Source organism: Alloscardovia venturai (assembly GCF_042676605.1).
Classification (GTDB): domain Bacteria; phylum Actinomycetota; class Actinomycetes; order Actinomycetales; family Bifidobacteriaceae; genus Alloscardovia; species Alloscardovia venturai.
The window spans coordinates 32,383-49,455 of record NZ_JBHTHQ010000010.1; the positions used below are offsets into that span (position 1 = coordinate 32,383).

A 17,073-nucleotide genomic window follows, 5' to 3' on the forward strand; every position below is an offset into this window, starting at 1 on the left:
TTTACTACTCACCTGCTAGTTCCCACCAGAGCCTTGACCTCCGGAATTTCCATTTGATGATGAATCCTGATTTCCAGTATCTGTGCCCGTCTGTGGGCTCGTAGGAGTATTCGTCGTAGTGCCATTGGAAGAGCCTGGCGAGCTGGAAGTTCCGGAAGAGCTAGAAGAGTCAGAGTTTGGATTTGAGCTATTTGAGTCATTAGAGTTGTTGTTAGTGCCCGTAGAGGACTGATCTTGACTCGTTTGACCGGACTGACTGCTGTTATTCTGTGATTGTTGCTGGGCATCATTTTGTGTCGTCGAGCGTGACTTTGAGTATGAGCGTGATCCTAGCCCCCAAGTGCCGTCCTTGCCTCCAACTATTCCCGTATCCTTTACGGTAGGAAATGCTTCATCTGTAGTGCTAGCAAGGGCTTTTGTCATGTACTGTGTGAAGAGGTGAGTAGCATACCCACTTCCGCTCACATATCGTCCAAAGGTTGGAAGCTCTTGTGCAGAGCCATCTGTGCCCTGATTCCATGTGGCGAAAGCAGTGACGACATGGCGGCTATATCCTGCAAAACTGACTGCTGTGCTATCATTTGCTGTTCCAGACTTTCCTGCTAAAGTTTTCCCAACGGATAGCGCGGTTTTACCCGTTCCGGAAGTGATAACACGTCGCATGGCGCTCGTCACCATCTGAGCATCGTGAGCTGCAAAGACTGTCGTTCCCGTGGTTTTCGCCGTATAAACAGTTTCCGTTCCCTGTGCTTTCGTCACTGTGCGCACGATATGCAAATCATTACGTACACCGTCATGAGCGATGGTTTGATAAGCCTGAACAATTTCATTGAGGTGGACACCATCAATGCCGAGTGTGTCATAGAGCGAATCACTTTGGAGGGTAGATGTGATTCCTGCCTTTTTTGCAATTTCGGCAGTTTTTTGCGGTGTAACTTTCGTATTGAGGTCAACAAAAACGGTATTGACAGATTGCGCAAGTGCCGTATATAAGTTGATATTTCCAAAGCTCTCATTACCGAAGTTTGGAACGGCAGAAGCTAACCCTTGGAAAGTGCGTGGCGAGTTTCCATTAAATAGTGTAGAGAAACTCGTTCCATCTTGTGCTGCGCCAAGAAGGGTGAAAACTTTCATTGTGGAGCCCGGTTGATAGGAGGCCTGTGTTGCATTGTTGAGTGGCTTCTTGAGATAATCTTCTCCTGCAAATACAGCAATAATTTCCCCTGTATCGACGTCGGCGCTCATACCGCCACTTTGCACACTGTCTGGTACAGCAGTGTCGGCAGTGTCATGAGAGGCTACCTGCTGCATGGCTGCTTGTTTATCTTTATCGAGAGTAGTGATAATTTTGTATCCGCCAGTCATAATTTGGTCTTCGGTGAATTTCCCAGATTTGATGAGTTCATCCTTAACCATAGTGAGCAGATAACCTTGATAGCCTGCGTACTCATCCGTTGCTGAGTACTGTATAGTCTCAGGCATAGTAGCGGATGCCGCTTGGTCATCTTTAATATAGCCGTCTTCTTTCATAATGCGGATCACACGTGTGAAACGTTTAGTAGCAGATGTCATGTCGACTGCTGGATCCCATGCTGATGGCGCAGGGATAATGCCAGCGAGCAAAGCTGCCTCTGATACAGTGAGATCTTTCGCATCCTTATTGAAATAAGCATGAGCTGCCGCTTGAATGCCATATGCTCCGCGACCAAAATAAATCGTATTCATATAGCCACACAGCACGGTATTTTTATCCTGTGTTTGCGCAATTTTTAGTGCGAGAAGTGCTTCTTTAACTTTACCTATATAGCTTTTAGTTTCACCCAGATAGTAGCGCTCTGCATATTGCTGCGTAATGGTAGATCCACCTTGACGTGTACCTGTGCTGACGTTGTTGACCAATGCGCGAGCGATACCTTTAAGGTCAATGCCGCTATCTGTCCAGAAAGTACGGTTTTCGGAAGCGACTACCGCGTTTTCGACGTAATCGGGCAAAGTTGAGCAGGAGATAATTTCACGATTTTCTCTTTGGAAACTACCGATTTGTGAGACGCCGTCGTTATAGTACACCGTAGTTTTTTGGCTTACTGCTACAGAGTCTGGCGTAGGAATTTTGATAGTGGCATAAGCAACCCCCAGCACGATTGCGCCAAGTGCAAAAAGGCTGAGAAGGAAAATGAGTATATATCTGCCAATCGGCCTTTTTCGCTTGGCAGATTGCGTATGCGTACGAGACGACCGTATATGGGACGTCTGTACGCGAGAACGAGTGTTTTTCGCCGATGCTGGTTTTTCTGAATGTGGTTTACGAGTAGCCATTCCATCTACGCTAGCGAGAAAAACTGAGAAAATCCCTCTCCAAAGCTCTTTGTAGGAGTGAATTTTACGCTATATTCACTTTTAAGCCGATTAATTCATGGAGTATTCGTATAGACTTCCAAATGCATAATATACAGATATGCACATGTGTTCATGTGAATAGAGATCATTTACGAAGAGCTCAGAGTAGAGTAAAAATTGTTGAATGAAACATGCCCGTCTGCGGATGCAGGAAATATGGCGTACGCAAGACGTACATGTGACACAAGGAAAAAGAGGCAAGAAATGACAATTCGTGTGGCTATTGCAGGTGTGGGAAACTGTGCATCGTCCCTTGTACAGGGTGTGCAATACTACCAAGATGCACAGGATGACGATAAAATTCCTGGCATTATGCATGCAAACTTCGGCGGTTACCGCATTCGTGATATTGAGTTTGTTGCAGCATTTGACGTTGACGCGGCAAAAGTAGGTAAAGACCTCAGTGAAGCTATCTTTGCATCTCAGAACAACACTTATAAGTTCAGTGATGTACCACAGCTTGACGTAGAAGTTTTGCGCGGTCCAACTCTCGATGGTTTGGGCATTTACTACAAGCAGATGATTGAAGAGTCGGATAGTAAGCCGGTCGACATAGCTCAGATTCTTAAAGATAAGAAAGTAGATGTTCTTGTTTCTTATCTTCCGGTAGGTTCTGAAGAAGCAGATAAGTTCTACGCTACGGCAGCGATGGAAGCCGGCTGCGGCTTTGTTAATTGCTTACCTGTGTTTATCGCTTCCGACCCTCAGTGGGCTGAGAGGTTCCGTGCAGCAGGCGTACCAATCGTTGGTGATGATATCAAGAGTCAAGTGGGCGCTACAATCACGCATCGTACAATGGCGCGACTGTTTGAGGATCGTGGCGTACGTCTCGACCGCACCTATCAGCTGAATGTTGGCGGAAATATGGACTTTATGAACATGTTGCAACGTGACCGTCTTGAGTCAAAAAAGATTTCTAAGACGCGCGCTGTGACCTCTATCGTCCCTCACGATATGGAAGAACGCAATGTTCACATTGGTCCGTCAGATTATGTGGCATGGTTGGATGACCGTAAGTTTGCGTTTGTGCGCTTAGAGGGGACCACTTTCGGCGACGTTCCTCTCAACCTCGAGTACAAGCTTGAAGTGTGGGATTCGCCAAACTCCGCTGGTGTTGTCATCGATGCAATCCGAGCTGCAAAGATAGCTCTGGACCGTCATCTCGCGGGGCCAATCCTCGCACCAAGCTCTTACTTCATGAAGTCCCCTGCCGTACAGCATGAGGATAATGAAGCACGTGAACTCGTCGAAAAGTTTATTCTCGGGGAAGTAGAGGCTACGGAGGATCAACTTAATGCTGATGTAGCGACCGCGAAGGCGCATGGTAAAGACGTGTGGCATGCCTGATAAACATCAAGTATTGTGGTGCTCACGCACAGTGTAAAAGTATGACACGAGCGTAGATAGAGGAGCGGATGCTGTGATAATTTCATGGCTCCGTTTCTTTTGTACTTGACAAGGCTATAGCATTATTCCCGATAGACTAGTGACAATAAGCTTGACAAGTAATGGAAGCAAACAGTCGATAAAAGCAGTCGATAAAACTGCATCGAGGATACATGAAAGGCCGGCATGAGAGTTCGTATTCAAGAGAAATGGTCGTATACTTTCTCGCGCCATAATTACAGTAAGCGTAGCTATGCGCTGTGGTTTTTTATCATCAATCTTCTCGCAGTAGTAATTTTGCAATGGGGAATCAACGACGAGCACGCAGTCTTGAATTCGTGGGGATTCGTGGGAAATATTTTCCGCGGAAAATATGCTGCAATCAACGAATTTCTCCTTGTTGGAGTCGTATACTTTATACTCCTCATGCTGATTAATCGTTTTTGGCTGACTTCTGGAATATTTTTTGCTCTTTGCATCGTCATCACGGTGGCAGAGCGGTTCAAGATGGCATCTCGTGCAGAGACAATTTTGCCGGCAGACATGAATTTTATCAGCGGTGGCAATGCTGGAAATCTGTTGGAATGGATGCCGTCCGATGCTTTTCAGATTATTCTCGGAGCAGTAATTCTTGTCATAGTATGGACCGCATTCATGATGGTCATGGGGCATCGTGATACACGTGGTGGAGTAGTACGTCTCAAAAATGTGTGGACGAGGACGTTTTCTCGTATAGCAAGTGCGGCGGTAGCGATAGCTATTCTCGTATCCTTTGTACTGTCTATGTCGTCCATCGGCGGGTGGAGCCACGGTCTTATCACATTCTTTGGTGACTCTCCTAAGCTGTGGGATTCAAAGATTGATGCGCAGAACAATGGGACGGCGATTGGCTTTGCAAGGTTGCTCAACCCGAAAATTATGGATAAACCGCAAACCTATAGTGAAACTACAATGAAGAAACTCGCTGCCAAGTATAGCAAGCGAGCACAAGAGACGAATGTAACTCGTACGACACAAGCTACGGATTCTACGGTTATTTATCTTCTTTCTGAGTCTTTCTCAGACCCATCTCGTGTCCCAGGGCTTAAGCTCAATAAAGACGTGATTCCTCGCATCCGTACAATTAAAGAAAATACAACGTCAGGCTATATGCTCTCGTCTGGCTATGGTGGAGGCACCGCAAATCTTGAATATATGGCACTGACGGGCATGAGTATGGTTAATTTCGCTCCATCTTTGAGCTCGCCATATCAGCAGCTCGTTCCGAATGCTTCGTGGACTCCAACTCTTAATCAGCTGTGGAAATCAGAGGATTCATTGGCTTTCCACCCCTATCTGTCCAATATGTACTCGCGCAATGTCAACTATAAAAAGTTTGGATTCTCCAAGTTCTACACGCTTGATAAGCCTTATGTCATCCAACCTCAAAATACGCTTGGCACATCAAAGTATGTCGACGATCAAGCGACATACACTGCTGTGCTGAACTCTTTAAAGAAAGACAAAAATGGGCAGTCGTACTTCTATCAAGTTGCAACTATGCAAAATCACATGCCGTATAAGAACTGGTATCCGAACAATGATATCGAAGCGACGAGCACCAATGGTCAAGAATTAGGCAAAAGCGAAAAGCAATCTATCGAGACCTATGCCAAGGGTGCACAATACACAGATACATACACGAAGGCTTTCTTGGACAGCCTCGACAAACTTAATCGGCCAATTACTGTGGTCTTTTATGGTGATCATCTTCCTGGTGCATACAAAACAGCTGCAAAAGATGAGAATAATTCCGTTGCTTTACATGAGACTGATTATTTTATCTGGTCAAATAAGGCAAGCAATATCAGTAACGAAGCAGCGAAAAAGGCGGCGACGAATTCTGCATATACGTCCCCGAATTTCTTCCAAGCACAACTGTTTGAGCACATGAATGCGAAGGTAAGCCCATTTATCGAGTTTTTGGACGAGCTCCACGCACGCGTCCCCGCTATGGAGCCAGCTGTAGTCAATAAGATTCAAGGGTGGGCTCGCATCCCTGAAGGTCAGGCTCTCTATCTTAATAACCAAGGCAAATACATTGATGTGACACATGCTGATGCTCAAACTCGCCAGCTACTCGAAGACTATAAGCTCATTCAGTATGATGTCACTGCGGGGAAGCATTATCTAAAGAACCTAGACTTTATGGATATAGCTCAATAGCGTTAATCGTGACACGGGCTTGTCTCATTCGAAGGCTTCGTGTACACTAATGAATGCTCCCACGTGGCGATATGTCACCCAACTCCCCCAGGGCAGGAATGCAGCAAGGGTAAGTGGCCTCTGTCGGGTGCGTGGGAGTTTTACTTTCTACCGTACTCGTCTCGGCTTTTCCGCGTAGTTGGCTACTACGACCGTGAACTTTGTTCGCATTAAGTGGATATTCAGCTACCTTTGCATATCTTCCAAACTCTTTTGTCTAGTCTCTACTTTTATGGTTGAAAAAACGGAAAGCAGCACTGACGTAGAAACTGATTCTATGGATGCCAATTCTATGAATGCCAGCAATGAAGAATCTGGAGAAAGCAGACACGTTGATCGCGGCTCAGATGCATATCTTGCTGATCATCCGCGTGTGTCGTCAGTAGTGTGGGCATGGATTACGGGCATCTGTGCTCTTATCGGCTCAGCAGTAGCCTTTTACCTTGGCGTGATGCGACTTACAGGGCAGCGATTTGACAGCTGGATGTGGTCTGAGTTTTCAACAGCTTTCCCATTTTTAAATACCGCTTTTGTGACGCCTTTTAGAAATTCTCGCATCATTATTGGCATATGTATAGGAATGATTGCTCTTGCATTAATTATCGCTATTGCGCGTAAACGTTTTTATACATTTACCCTTATCGTCATCTTTGTTCTTGTATCATTTGCGATATCGTTTACGCTTAAACGTGTCCTTCCGCGTCCAGTTCTTGACTCTCTTATCCCTGACCCTGCAAATTCTGCGCCGTCAGGGCACACTGCATTCACAGTGATTGCAGGAGTTGCGCTCATCATGTCGGTTCCGCGCATTTTGCGCGCACTAGTAACTCTATGGTCTACATTTTTCACTTCTATGGTGGCGACCATGGTGATTTTTGATCGGTGGCATAGACCGACAGATGTGGTGACAGCCATTTTGCTCGTTGGCGGACTGGGGCTTATTACTATGAGCTTTACTCGCGCGAGTGGTATGGACCTGCAAGGCAAGAGGCGTTCATCATCATCTATTCAGATTGTATCTACGCTTTTTGTAACTCTTGGTGGGGCAGCAATACTGTACAGCGCGTATGTTGTCTCCCAGATAGTAGATGTCATCGCGTATCAGCCTGACGCGTTTACGACAAGTGCTGCCTGGGCGACTCTTGCACTTATTTTCGGTACAAGTGCAGTAGTATATGGCACAGTTCTTGCGGTGCGTCAGTCTACGGCATCACCACTGACACGGATTGGTTTGATTGGGCAGCCTCCCGCACCTCCGAAAAAATAAATGTTGGGGCACCATGCATAATAAAGAATCAGGGACGGCATACGCAGCTCACGCTCATGGAGAGGAGCAACTGTGGCTACACATAAGAAACTCGTTATCGTCGAGTCACCTACAAAGGCAAAGAAAATTGGCGGGTATTTAGGGTCGGATTATACGGTTCTTGCATCCGTAGGGCATATTCGCGACTTAGCGCAGCCATCACAAGTGCCGGCATCAGCAAAAAAAGAATTTGGTAAGTTCGGCGTCAACGTTGATGACGGATTTAGGCCATACTATGTCGTTGGAGCGGATAAGAAGAAAACAGTTTCTGAACTCAAGTCTGCGCTCAAGAGCGCTGACGAAGTCTACCTGGCAACTGATGAGGATCGCGAGGGGGAAGCTATCGCCTGGCATCTTGTAGAGACTCTCAAGCCGAAGGTTCCAGTCAAGCGTATGGTTTTCCACGAGATTACCAAGTCTGCTATTACTGACTCCTTGACGAAGACACGTGATGTTGATGCGCATATGGTAGATGCGCAGGAGACTCGTCGCGTGCTCGACCGTCTCTATGGTTATGAACTTTCTCCAGTTTTGTGGCGTAAAGTTGGTCCAGGTCTATCTGCAGGGCGAGTTCAATCTGTGGCGACACGTTTGATTGTGGAACGTGAGCGCGAACGTATGGCTTTTGTTAAGTCTGCGTATTGGGATATCGCGACAGATTTAGTATCTGAGCCTGATGGAAAGTTTACGGCTCGCTTAGTTGCACTTGATGATGCGCGAGTAGCAGGTTCAAAAGATTTTGATGACTCAGGACATCTCACTTCTGCAGCGCAAAAAGATGGCGTTATTGTCGTAGATGAAGGTATGGCGACAGCTCTTGCGCATACTTTGAAAGATGCTGACTTCGTCGTCGAATCTGTAGGAACGAAGCCTTATAGCCGTCGTCCGTTACCGCCTTTCACAACCTCTACGATGCAGCAGGCAGCAGGAAATGCACTTGGTATGAGCTCACGCTCGACAATGCGAGCTGCGCAAGGGCTCTATGAAAATGGATATATCACGTATATGCGAACGGATTCTGTGACTCTGTCTCAGGAAGCAATTCGTGCTGCGCGTAGCGCTGTCATAGGCGAGTGGGGGGAGAAGTTCCTCTCCGAAAAACCGAAGCAATACGCTACTCAAACTGCTGGGGCACAGGAGGCTCATGAAGCTATTCGCCCAGCTGGAGCGCATTTCCGCAATCCTGCTGAGCTCGCAGGTATAGTGCCTCCTGATCAATTAAAGCTATACACTCTAATTTGGCGTCGTACGCTAGCCTCGCAAATGGCTGATGCTACGGGATCTACAGCAACTGTTCGCCTGACCGCGGAGACGACCAATCACGGTATAGCCACTGTCCAAGCATCCGGCACTGTTATTGATTTCCCTGGTTTTACCGTAGCTATAGGGTCCCGCTCTGCAAAGAATGAGGATGAGACTACTATTCTTCCTCCACTTGCCGAAGGAGACATTCTTAAAGCTAGCGATGTTAAACCTCAGTCTCATGAAACGCAGCCTCCTGCTCGTTACACAGAAGCATCCTTAGTACGTACTCTTGAAGCTAAGGAAATTGGTCGTCCATCCACATATGCAAGCATTATTTCCACGATTATTGATCGCGGTTACGTCTATGAGCGTGGGCGGGCGCTGATTCCATCATGGCTTGCTTTCGCTGTTATTAAGCTACTTGAGCAAAACTTCCCGCAGTATGTCGACTACGCATTTACTGCTCAAATGGAAAATGGTCTTGATGCTATCGCTCAGGGGAAGCAGACCGGTCGCGACTGGCTGACTCACTTCTACTTTGGTGACGGGGAAGGCACTGCTCAGTCTGCCGATGAGGCTCATAGGGGCTTGCAAGCACAAGTGGCTCAACTTGGCGACATTGATGCTCGCGCGATTAACACTATTGAAATTGGCGAGGGGCTGGCTGTGCGCGTAGGCCGGTATGGCCCATATTTGGAAGACTCACAGCACTTGGATGCTGAGGGCAAGCCGAAACGTGCTACTATACCGGATACTATGGCTCCTGACGAGCTCACAGTTGATGAGGCAAAAAAGCTCATTGAGAACAATTCGTCTGGTCCGAGAGTTCTCGGCGTTGACCCAGTCAGCGGAGGAAGCGTTGAAGTGCGTAACGGACGGTTTGGTCCATATGTCGCTCTTATCGCTCCGTCTACAGAAACCGAAGATGTAAATGCAGATGCTGATAAGACCGTAAAGCCTAAGATGGCTTCTTTGTTTAAGACCATGACGCCAGATGCTTTGACTCTAGACGATGCATTGAAACTGTTAAGTCTGCCGCGAGTAGTGGGGCGTTTCGAAGAAAAGAATGAGGAAACGAGCGAGACTAATGAGGTCATTATTGAGGCGAATAATGGTCGATACGGTCCGTATCTGACAAAGACAGGGCTAACGGGCAAACCTGACACGCGTTCTCTTGCTTCTGAAGATGAAATTTTCACTGTCACACTAGAGCAGGCACAAGAACTTTTTGCTCAACCGAAGTATGGTCGCCGCGCTCGCGGTGCTGCTAAGCCTCCATTGCGAGAGTTGGGTCCAGATCCTGATAATGGCAAGACTGTCACAATTAAAGATGGATTCTACGGAGCGTATATTACTGATGGTGAGACGAATCGTACATTGCCTAAGCAGTATACGCCAGAATCTATTGAGCCAGCTGAGGCTTTTCGGCTGCTTGCTGAGAAGCGTGCTGCGGGTCCTACCAAACGTCGTCGCCGAACGGCGACAAAAAAGACCTCAACGACGAAGAAGACTTCTACGACAAAGAAGAGCACGACTCGTAAGAAGACTTCTTCCTCGAAATCTACAGCATCGAGTACGAAGAAGACAAGTACTCGCAAGACTGCAAAGAAGACTGAGTAGTTCTGAGATAGTTGTGAGTCTTTGAGTGCCGAGCCGAGAGGCTGACGGTTGAGAGTGAGTGAAAAGTCATGACACAAGGTCTGTTTATCTCCTTTGAAGGAGTAGATGGTGTGGGGAAGAGCACCCAGGTCGAGCGACTAAAGGATTATTTAGAGACACTCGGTCGCACGGTGGTGGTGACTCGTGAGCCAGGTGGTACGGCGCTTGGCTCACAAATTCGGTATCTGCTACTTCATGGAGGTGATGTAGCTCCACGTGCTGAGGCTTTGCTCTACGCGGCAGATCGTGCACATCACGTCGCTACAAAGATTCGTCCGGCACTTGAACGCGGAGAAGTCGTTATCTCTGACCGCTACATTGACTCGTCACTTGCATATCAAGCAGGTGGACGTGAGCTTACACAAATGCAAGTTCGTGAGCTTTCACAGTTTGCTACAGATAATTTGTGGCCAGTGCGCACATACTTACTTGATATGAGCTTTGAGCAATCTCGCATGAGACTCACGGGTAAACCTGATCGGCTGGAGTCTGCTGGCTCTGAGTTTTTTATACGCGCACGGCAGGCATTTCTTGATATCGCGCAAGCAGAACCTGAACGATGCTGTATCGTCGATGCCTCACAGAGCATTGAGGATGTATGGAGCGCTATCAAAGACGACGTAGAGGGCTTATTATCATGACACATGATACCGATACTTTCCCAGATTCTGCAGCCGCTACTGCGGGTAAATCTACGTCATCAGTATGGGACTCTATCATTGGGCAGACTCCTGTGGTGGAGTTTCTTTCACGGGTGGCGAATAATCCTAAGGACATTGCACAATCATGGCTTATCTGTGGTCCTGCAGGTTCTGGCAGATCGAATGTTGCCCAAGCTTTTGCCGCTGCTTTGCAATGCCCTCATGGTGGTTGCGGACAATGCGATACATGCCGACATATTGCCGCGCATACTCATCCTGATGTTACTGTTTTGGCTACGGATCGTGTGACGATTACCATTGAGCAGGTTCGCGAACTTATGGATAAGGCAGAGCAGATGCCTTCGATATCTCCATGGCGTATCATCATTATCGAAGATGTCGATCGCATGGCTGAGCGAACGACGAATGTCTTGCTCAAAGATATAGAAGAGCCAAGCGAACACACGATTTGGCTTCTCTGTGCTCCATCGGCACAAGATGTTTTACCAACTATTCGATCTCGCACGCGCATTGTCAACCTTGCAGTTCCCCAGACTCAAGCAGTGGCACAATTCTTAATGGAATCCACAGGTGTTGATGAGCATAAGGCAAAGCAGTATGCACGTCTTGCGCAAGGTCATATCGGTATAGCACGGCTTTATGCTACGCAACCTGAAGCTGCACGCATGCGCAATGATATCGTAGACAAAGTCGTATCTATGACTCGGACATCTCAAGCTGTTCTTCTCGCTGATGAACTTTTTACGTCGGCTCAAAAGCAGGCGCAAGAAACGGTGACTGAGCAAGTTGAGCATGAGCAGGCTCGGTTCCGCTCGCTTAACGGGCTTGGAGCAAAAGACTCTATTCCTCCGGCTCTTCGCTCGATGTATAACGCTATCGGGAAAAAAGATGATGTAAATCGTCGTATCACACGGCTTACACGGGATGTCGTCGACCGCGGGTTAACTACTCTTGCGAGCATTTACCGAGACGTGAGTGTCATTCACAATGATTCTGAGATGGTTGCAGACCTCGTCAACAAGGAATTCCTTGAGCAGATTACCGACTATTCTTTGCGCGTTAAACCAAATCAGGCTCTTGACGCTGTAGGGCGCATTTCTGTTGCACGACGTCGCATCGCGGGCAATACGCCTATACTTTTGGCGTTGGAAGCATTGTTTACTTCGTTAATTTTCTAGATATTCTCAGTATTATTCTCAGCACGTGAGCTTCGCGTTGTAGTATCTGTCATAACTCGTAGTTCTGTGACATACTTGAAAGTATGAAGATTTCTGCTGATTTTACGCGCCTTCCTGATAAATACGGGAAGTTCGCAGATGATTCTCATAAGACTGATGGTTATCCTACGACGTCTTTTCCGTTTTACATTGACTCGATGAACTCTGCAGTTCGTTACATTCACCTAGAATTTGTTGATGACGATGCAATTCCTGTATGTGGACATCAATGGATTCATTGGGCTGTTGCAAATATTCCTGTAGATGCGCTGATGTTTGATTTTAATGATTCACATGCATTGCAAATTCCGGAAGATTTTTCCAGACAACTGCCTTCTCTCATTCCTGAGGCTGTACAAGGTCGCAATTCTTCGTGGGGGAAAATTGCTCAGCAGACAAATCCATCAGTGACCATGAGATATAACGGTCCACAGCCTCCCGATAAGGATCACGATTATAAGTTGTGCGTGTATGGCACAGCACAACCTTTTAAGGAACTCTCGGAAGGTTTCTATCTCAATGAGTTGCGCAATCTCGTATTCCGCACGGATGCTGTCATTGATTATGGGGAGATTTATTTCAGCTCACGTGCGCATTAACGCAACGAGTGATAGCAACGATTAGCGATGCCACGATGAGGACTTGGTCGCTCAAACGAAAACTACATTAGAATTTGCAATTGTAAATACATAGCACAGAAAGGGCTCACATGCCTTGCACTACTATCCTTGTTGGTAAGGATGCGAGCTACGATGGTTCAACCATAATAGCTCGCAATGAAGATTCATCAAACGGTGAGTTTACAGAAAAAGAATTTAAAGTCGTACAGCCACAAGATCAGCCTCGTCACTATAGGTCTGTGATAAGTCATGTAGAAATTGAACTTCCTGATAATCCTATGCGCTATACTTCTGTGCCTGATGCATTGCTCAAGCAAGGTTTATGGGCTGAGCATGGTGTCAATGAGCTCAATATTGCAATGAGTGCTACGGAAACGTTGACTTCCAATGAGCGTGTGCTTGGTGCAGATCCACTCGTAGAACTCGTCCCGGCAAAGGGCGACCAGCCAGAAATTCCTGGTGGTATTGGTGAGGAAGATATGCTCACCATCGTTCTTCCTTATATCACGTCTGCACGTGACGGTGTCCAGCGGCTTGGTACATTGCTTGAAGAGTATGGTACATATGAGATGAATGGTATTGCCTTCTCTGATGTGGACGAGATTTGGTGGCTGGAGACCATTGGCGGGCATCATTGGATGGCAAAGCGTGTACCTGACGATTCGTATGTCGTTATGCCAAATCAGCTTGGCATTGATGAATTCGACTTCGACGATGCATTCGGCGAACAAGAAAACCACATGTGTTCTGCAGATTTACGTGAATTTGTAGAGAACAATCATCTCGACCTTGCTGTGGAAGATGCAAGCCCTTTCAATCCTCGCCTTGCATTTGGTTCTCATTCTGACTCTGATCATGTTTATAACACTCCTCGAGCGTGGTATATCCAGCGCTTCTTCAATCCGTACGATGAAGATTGGGACTCTGCCGACGCATTGCATACCCCTTTGAGCGATGACATCCCTTGGGCTCGTCAGCCTGAGCATAAAATTACTATTGAGGATGTGAAGTACGCACTGAGTACTCACTATCAGGGTACTGACTTTGATCCATATGGAAAGACAGGTACCCCAGCGACTCGTGACCAGTTCCGTACAGTTGGTATCAACCGTAACTGTGATTTGTGCGCCATCCAAATTAGACCATATGCGCCACAGGCATCTCGCTCGATTCAGTGGACTGCATATGGTTCCAATCCATTCAATACATTTGTGCCACTGTTTACTAACGTGGATACTGCTCCCCAATACTTTGCAGGCACCACGCAAACTGTGGATACTGCGCATAACTTCTATTGGGCAAATCGCGTTATCGCAGCTCTTGCTGATGCACGGTATAACGATAATCGCGCGCACATCGACCGTTATACACAGAAGACTGGAGCTGCTGGTGTAGCGATGATTATCGACACTGATAAGAAGATTGCAGCATTTGCTGAAACTGAAGGCGAAGCTTGTGTAGCTGACACCAGTGATCAGCGTGTGCGAGTTATTTTGGAAGCCGCAAACCAGTCCATATCTGACATTGTGGAGCGTGAAACTAACGATGTGCTTTCTAAGGTGCTCTACACCACATCCATGAGTATGCATAACGCTTTCTCGATGTCCGATAATTAAACGTTCGAAACCACACCAAAACTCACACCTCCGAACCATCGCATAGCAAAGGACGGCGCAATGCTTACAGAACAGCTCAACGATTACTCATTTACCTATGGAGACCTCAAGAAAATTGACGCCTTCGCATTTATGGATAACGTAAAAGCTCATCCTGAGAACTTCAAACGTGGCAAAGTAGTACTCGTCACTGCGTCCACGCCATTGAAGGCATCACGCGGTGAAGGCAAAACCACGACAACTATTGCGCTTATCGATGCATTACGCCGTCGTGGGATTGACGCTGCGGCTGTACTTCGTCAGCCGAGCATGGGCATTACAGCAGCAGGATCTAAAGGTGGTGCTTCTGGCGGCGGCAAGTCCACTCTTGCTCATCCTGAACTTGCCGACTGGGGTCTGACGGGTGAAATGGGACGCATTGCTGATGCACAGAACCTCTTAGCAGCTTTTTGTGAGAAAGCGGTTGATGATGGAGTGCTTGCTACTGTTTCTATCCCGCGTGTTTCAGAAACTCCGTCGCGCTCGCTGCGCAAAGTGCAGGTTGATGGAGGTAAGCTGAACGAGCGCTTCGTTTTGACTCCTGCGTCTGAAATGATGCAGATTATTACCCTGTCCCGTTCTCTTACAGAGATTGAAGAACGCATTGGAAATATGATTGCAGGAGCTGCTCCTGAGACAGGCAAACCTGTGCTCGTGAAAGACTTTGTCGACGTAGAGCGCATCGTGCGAGTCGTCGGCAATGCCGTCCAGCCTGCGTACATGGAAAGTGGCGAAGGCTCGCCTGTATATATCCACTGTGGGCCATTTGGCAATGTTTCCTTAGGTATTCCAGGTCTCATTGCTGTCGATATGGCGTGCGCTTTACATGATGTTGTCGTCGTAGAAGCGGGCTATGGTGCGGATGCTGGTGGTCAGAAGTGGCTTGATATAGCATGCCGTGAATATGGTGCTCCATGGCCGGCTGCAGCAGTGGTCGTTACACGAGCGACAACTTGGCGTGATGATCCAGCACTTCAGTGGCGCTATCCATTTGCGGTAAATCGTTTGGAAAATCTCGGCATCGCTTCCTTCCCGATGATTAACCTGTGGGAAGGTGAAGACGATGAGCTCCCTCAACTTCGTGCCACTGCGCAAGAACTCGGTTTCCGCCGTCCAATTGTAGGTAACCTATGGTGCGATGGCGGTGAAGGGCTAGTGAATCAACTCGATGAATTTATATCCTCATTAGAATCTGTGAACACAGGGTATTCTCCAGAGTCGAAAGCTGCTTTAAGCTTTGCAGATAAAATTGCATTCATTACGGAAAATTCGTACGGAGTTCCAGCTAATCGTGTGCTTGAGAAGGAAGGTTTTACTGATATCCTCGCCGCGGCGCGTGCTGAGGTGAAGGAAGCGGGGATAGATTTCGATAATCTTGCAGTGCTACCGGTCAAATCGCCGGCAACGATGACGGATGATGATACTCTTCCTGCTGAGGAGCGAACCGTCACTTTAAAGAAAGTCGAGATTCACTCTGGAGCAGGTCTTCTCCATATCAACCTCACGACTAGTCTGACGACTCCTATGCCAAAGATCGTGTAGAGTTTCCCTAGATTTATAGCAAATGCGCAAAAGAGCGTAATTGCGATGCTGACTTCAGCCTCAGGCTGTCTCGGCGTGTCGCAATTGCGCTTTTTTGAAATGTGAGTATAGTTTAGTTTTGTTGCGAAAAGCAATGCCCCTTTAGCTCAGTTGGCTAGAGCAGCGGACTCTTAATCCGCGTGTCCAGGGTTCGAGTCCCTGAGGGGGCACTTTTGTGTATTTATTGTAAATTGAGATTCTTTTGTTTCTTTGTATTCATTGATTCATGTGTAGTATGAGTATTTGGAATATTTCAAGCTTAGTACGTCGTCGTATAAGCGGCAGTAAGCTACGTCTAAACTAGCTCAATCTATAAGTAACGAAGTTGTTATGTATATGAGGTGGGGGTAATTAGAATGGGTAATGGTAGTCGTCCATTTGCTACTGCAAAAGTTACCATTGAATTGTTAGCCTTTGTTATCATCTCAGTTTTTTCGAGTGTATGGCTTTACTCTTACAAAGCTCACTGGCTACCGGATACTATTCTCACATTATTTGGTAGCACGACATGGCTTATTCCATGGTTGTTATTGTTAGCATGCAGCATCTGGTTTATTGTGACAGTAAGATTCGTTGGTAGGGCTTTTGTGGCTGTATCAGTGACAGATTTACTGCTTCGACTAGGAATATTTGCACTTGGAATTGTTGGTTTTAATATTCCTCCAGATATTGAGAATAGCGCTCAAGTTATTAATAGCGTTCTTGACGTGGTTGTGATTGTGCTTGTTGTGTGGTGGATAGTAAAGCCAAAGTTGTCTCGTAATAAGTAGCCGCAGTTATATTTCATTGGTCGTGTTGTGTTTTTCGACACGCCGTTGTGGTGTGTGTTTTCAGGGTGTGTGGTGGTGTGGGTTGCGTGGGGTGGGGGATGGGTGTATTGTTTTTATTCGCTGCCTGATACGGTTTACAAATCTTTTTTCTTAGTGGGTTTGTGGCTGGTTGGTGTTGTGGTGGTTTGAGAACTCAAGAGCGTGTTTTGTACTACTTTTTATGTTTTGATAATGCCAGTACCATTCGCGAATCCTTTTTGAGGGTTTGTACCTGGGAGGGTTTAATGAATGGTTATTTTTAGTGCGAGAAACAGTATTGTTTTATTGTTTT

At 46.9% G+C, this 17,073-nt stretch carries 11 protein-coding genes, 1 tRNA gene and 1 other RNA gene; 12 read left to right on the forward strand and 1 reads right to left on the reverse strand.

All coding sequences use genetic code 11. The features are described from left to right. Positions 1-15: 15 nt before the first annotated feature. Entirely contained in the window at positions 16-2,316 is a 2,301-nt protein-coding gene (locus ACFQY8_RS01215; protein ID WP_377937811.1) for a transglycosylase domain-containing protein, read from the reverse strand. Positions 2,317-2,601: 285 nt separating this feature from the next. Here ACFQY8_RS01215 and ACFQY8_RS01220 point away from each other — a divergent pair, with 285 nt between their 5' ends. The 12 genes from ACFQY8_RS01220 (at position 2,602) to ACFQY8_RS01275 (ending at position 16,742) form a co-directional block, all read left to right on the forward strand. Continuing rightward, entirely contained in the window at positions 2,602-3,744 is a 1,143-nt protein-coding gene (locus ACFQY8_RS01220) for an inositol-3-phosphate synthase (RefSeq protein WP_377937813.1), read from the forward strand. Between the two features lie 225 nt (positions 3,745-3,969). Continuing rightward, entirely contained in the window at positions 3,970-5,988 is a 2,019-nt protein-coding gene (locus ACFQY8_RS01225) for an LTA synthase family protein (RefSeq protein WP_377937815.1), read from the forward strand. 50 nt (positions 5,989-6,038) lie between these two features. Next, positions 6,039-6,135, forward strand: an RNA gene (gene ffs, locus ACFQY8_RS01230) — signal recognition particle sRNA small type. Positions 6,136-6,259: 124 nt separating this feature from the next. Further along, positions 6,260-7,294 carry a phosphatase PAP2 family protein gene (locus ACFQY8_RS01235; protein WP_377937817.1) on the forward strand — a complete coding sequence of 345 codons (1,035 nt, stop codon included), beginning with the start codon at positions 6,260-6,262 and terminating at the stop codon, positions 7,292-7,294. Positions 7,295-7,366: 72 nt separating this feature from the next. After that, positions 7,367-10,198 carry a type I DNA topoisomerase gene (topA, locus tag ACFQY8_RS01240; protein ID WP_377937819.1) on the forward strand — a complete coding sequence of 944 codons (2,832 nt, stop codon included), beginning with the start codon at positions 7,367-7,369 and terminating at the stop codon, positions 10,196-10,198. A 68-nt stretch (positions 10,199-10,266) separates the two neighbouring features. Then, a complete protein-coding gene (gene tmk / locus ACFQY8_RS01245) occupies positions 10,267-10,878 on the forward strand; it encodes a dTMP kinase (RefSeq protein WP_377937820.1) in 612 nt (203 codons plus the stop codon). Further along, on the forward strand, positions 10,875-12,077 hold the full coding sequence (locus ACFQY8_RS01250) for a DNA polymerase III subunit delta' (RefSeq protein WP_377937822.1): 1,203 nt from the start codon (positions 10,875-10,877) through the stop codon (positions 12,075-12,077). Before tmk ends, ACFQY8_RS01250 begins: the two co-directional genes overlap by 4 nt. Before the next feature lie 83 nt (positions 12,078-12,160). After that, positions 12,161-12,715 carry a YbhB/YbcL family Raf kinase inhibitor-like protein gene (locus tag ACFQY8_RS01255; protein WP_377937824.1) on the forward strand — a complete coding sequence of 185 codons (555 nt, stop codon included), beginning with the start codon at positions 12,161-12,163 and terminating at the stop codon, positions 12,713-12,715. 110 nt (positions 12,716-12,825) lie between these two features. After that, positions 12,826-14,352: a C69 family dipeptidase gene (locus tag ACFQY8_RS01260; RefSeq protein ID WP_377937826.1), complete on the forward strand. Its 1,527-nt coding sequence runs from the start codon at positions 12,826-12,828 to the stop codon at positions 14,350-14,352. A gap of 60 nt (positions 14,353-14,412) precedes the next feature. Then, entirely contained in the window at positions 14,413-15,933 is a 1,521-nt protein-coding gene (locus ACFQY8_RS01265; protein ID WP_377937828.1) for a formate--tetrahydrofolate ligase, read from the forward strand. A 135-nt stretch (positions 15,934-16,068) separates the two neighbouring features. Beyond that, positions 16,069-16,142: transfer RNA gene (locus tag ACFQY8_RS01270), tRNA-Lys, on the forward strand. A gap of 186 nt (positions 16,143-16,328) precedes the next feature. Next, positions 16,329-16,742 (forward strand): hypothetical protein, encoded by a 414-nt coding sequence (locus ACFQY8_RS01275; protein WP_377937830.1) that lies wholly within the window; start codon positions 16,329-16,331, stop codon positions 16,740-16,742. Positions 16,743-17,073 lie beyond the last annotated feature (331 nt).

Coding starts and splice junctions, on each gene's coding strand:
- ACFQY8_RS01255 (WP_377937824.1), top strand. CDS start 12,161: ATGAAGATTTCTGCTGATTTTACGCGCCTTCCTGATAAATACGGGAAG.
- ACFQY8_RS01215 (WP_377937811.1), bottom strand. CDS start 2,316: ATGGCTACTCGTAAACCACATTCAGAAAAACCAGCATCGGCGAAAAAC.
- ACFQY8_RS01220 (WP_377937813.1), top strand. CDS start 2,602: ATGACAATTCGTGTGGCTATTGCAGGTGTGGGAAACTGTGCATCGTCC.
- ACFQY8_RS01275 (WP_377937830.1), top strand. CDS start 16,329: ATGGGTAATGGTAGTCGTCCATTTGCTACTGCAAAAGTTACCATTGAA.
- ACFQY8_RS01225 (WP_377937815.1), top strand. CDS start 3,970: ATGAGAGTTCGTATTCAAGAGAAATGGTCGTATACTTTCTCGCGCCAT.
- ACFQY8_RS01250 (WP_377937822.1), top strand. CDS start 10,875: ATGACACATGATACCGATACTTTCCCAGATTCTGCAGCCGCTACTGCG.
- ACFQY8_RS01260 (WP_377937826.1), top strand. CDS start 12,826: ATGCCTTGCACTACTATCCTTGTTGGTAAGGATGCGAGCTACGATGGT.
- ACFQY8_RS01265 (WP_377937828.1), top strand. CDS start 14,413: ATGCTTACAGAACAGCTCAACGATTACTCATTTACCTATGGAGACCTC.
- tmk (WP_377937820.1), top strand. CDS start 10,267: ATGACACAAGGTCTGTTTATCTCCTTTGAAGGAGTAGATGGTGTGGGG.
- ACFQY8_RS01235 (WP_377937817.1), top strand. CDS start 6,260: ATGGTTGAAAAAACGGAAAGCAGCACTGACGTAGAAACTGATTCTATG.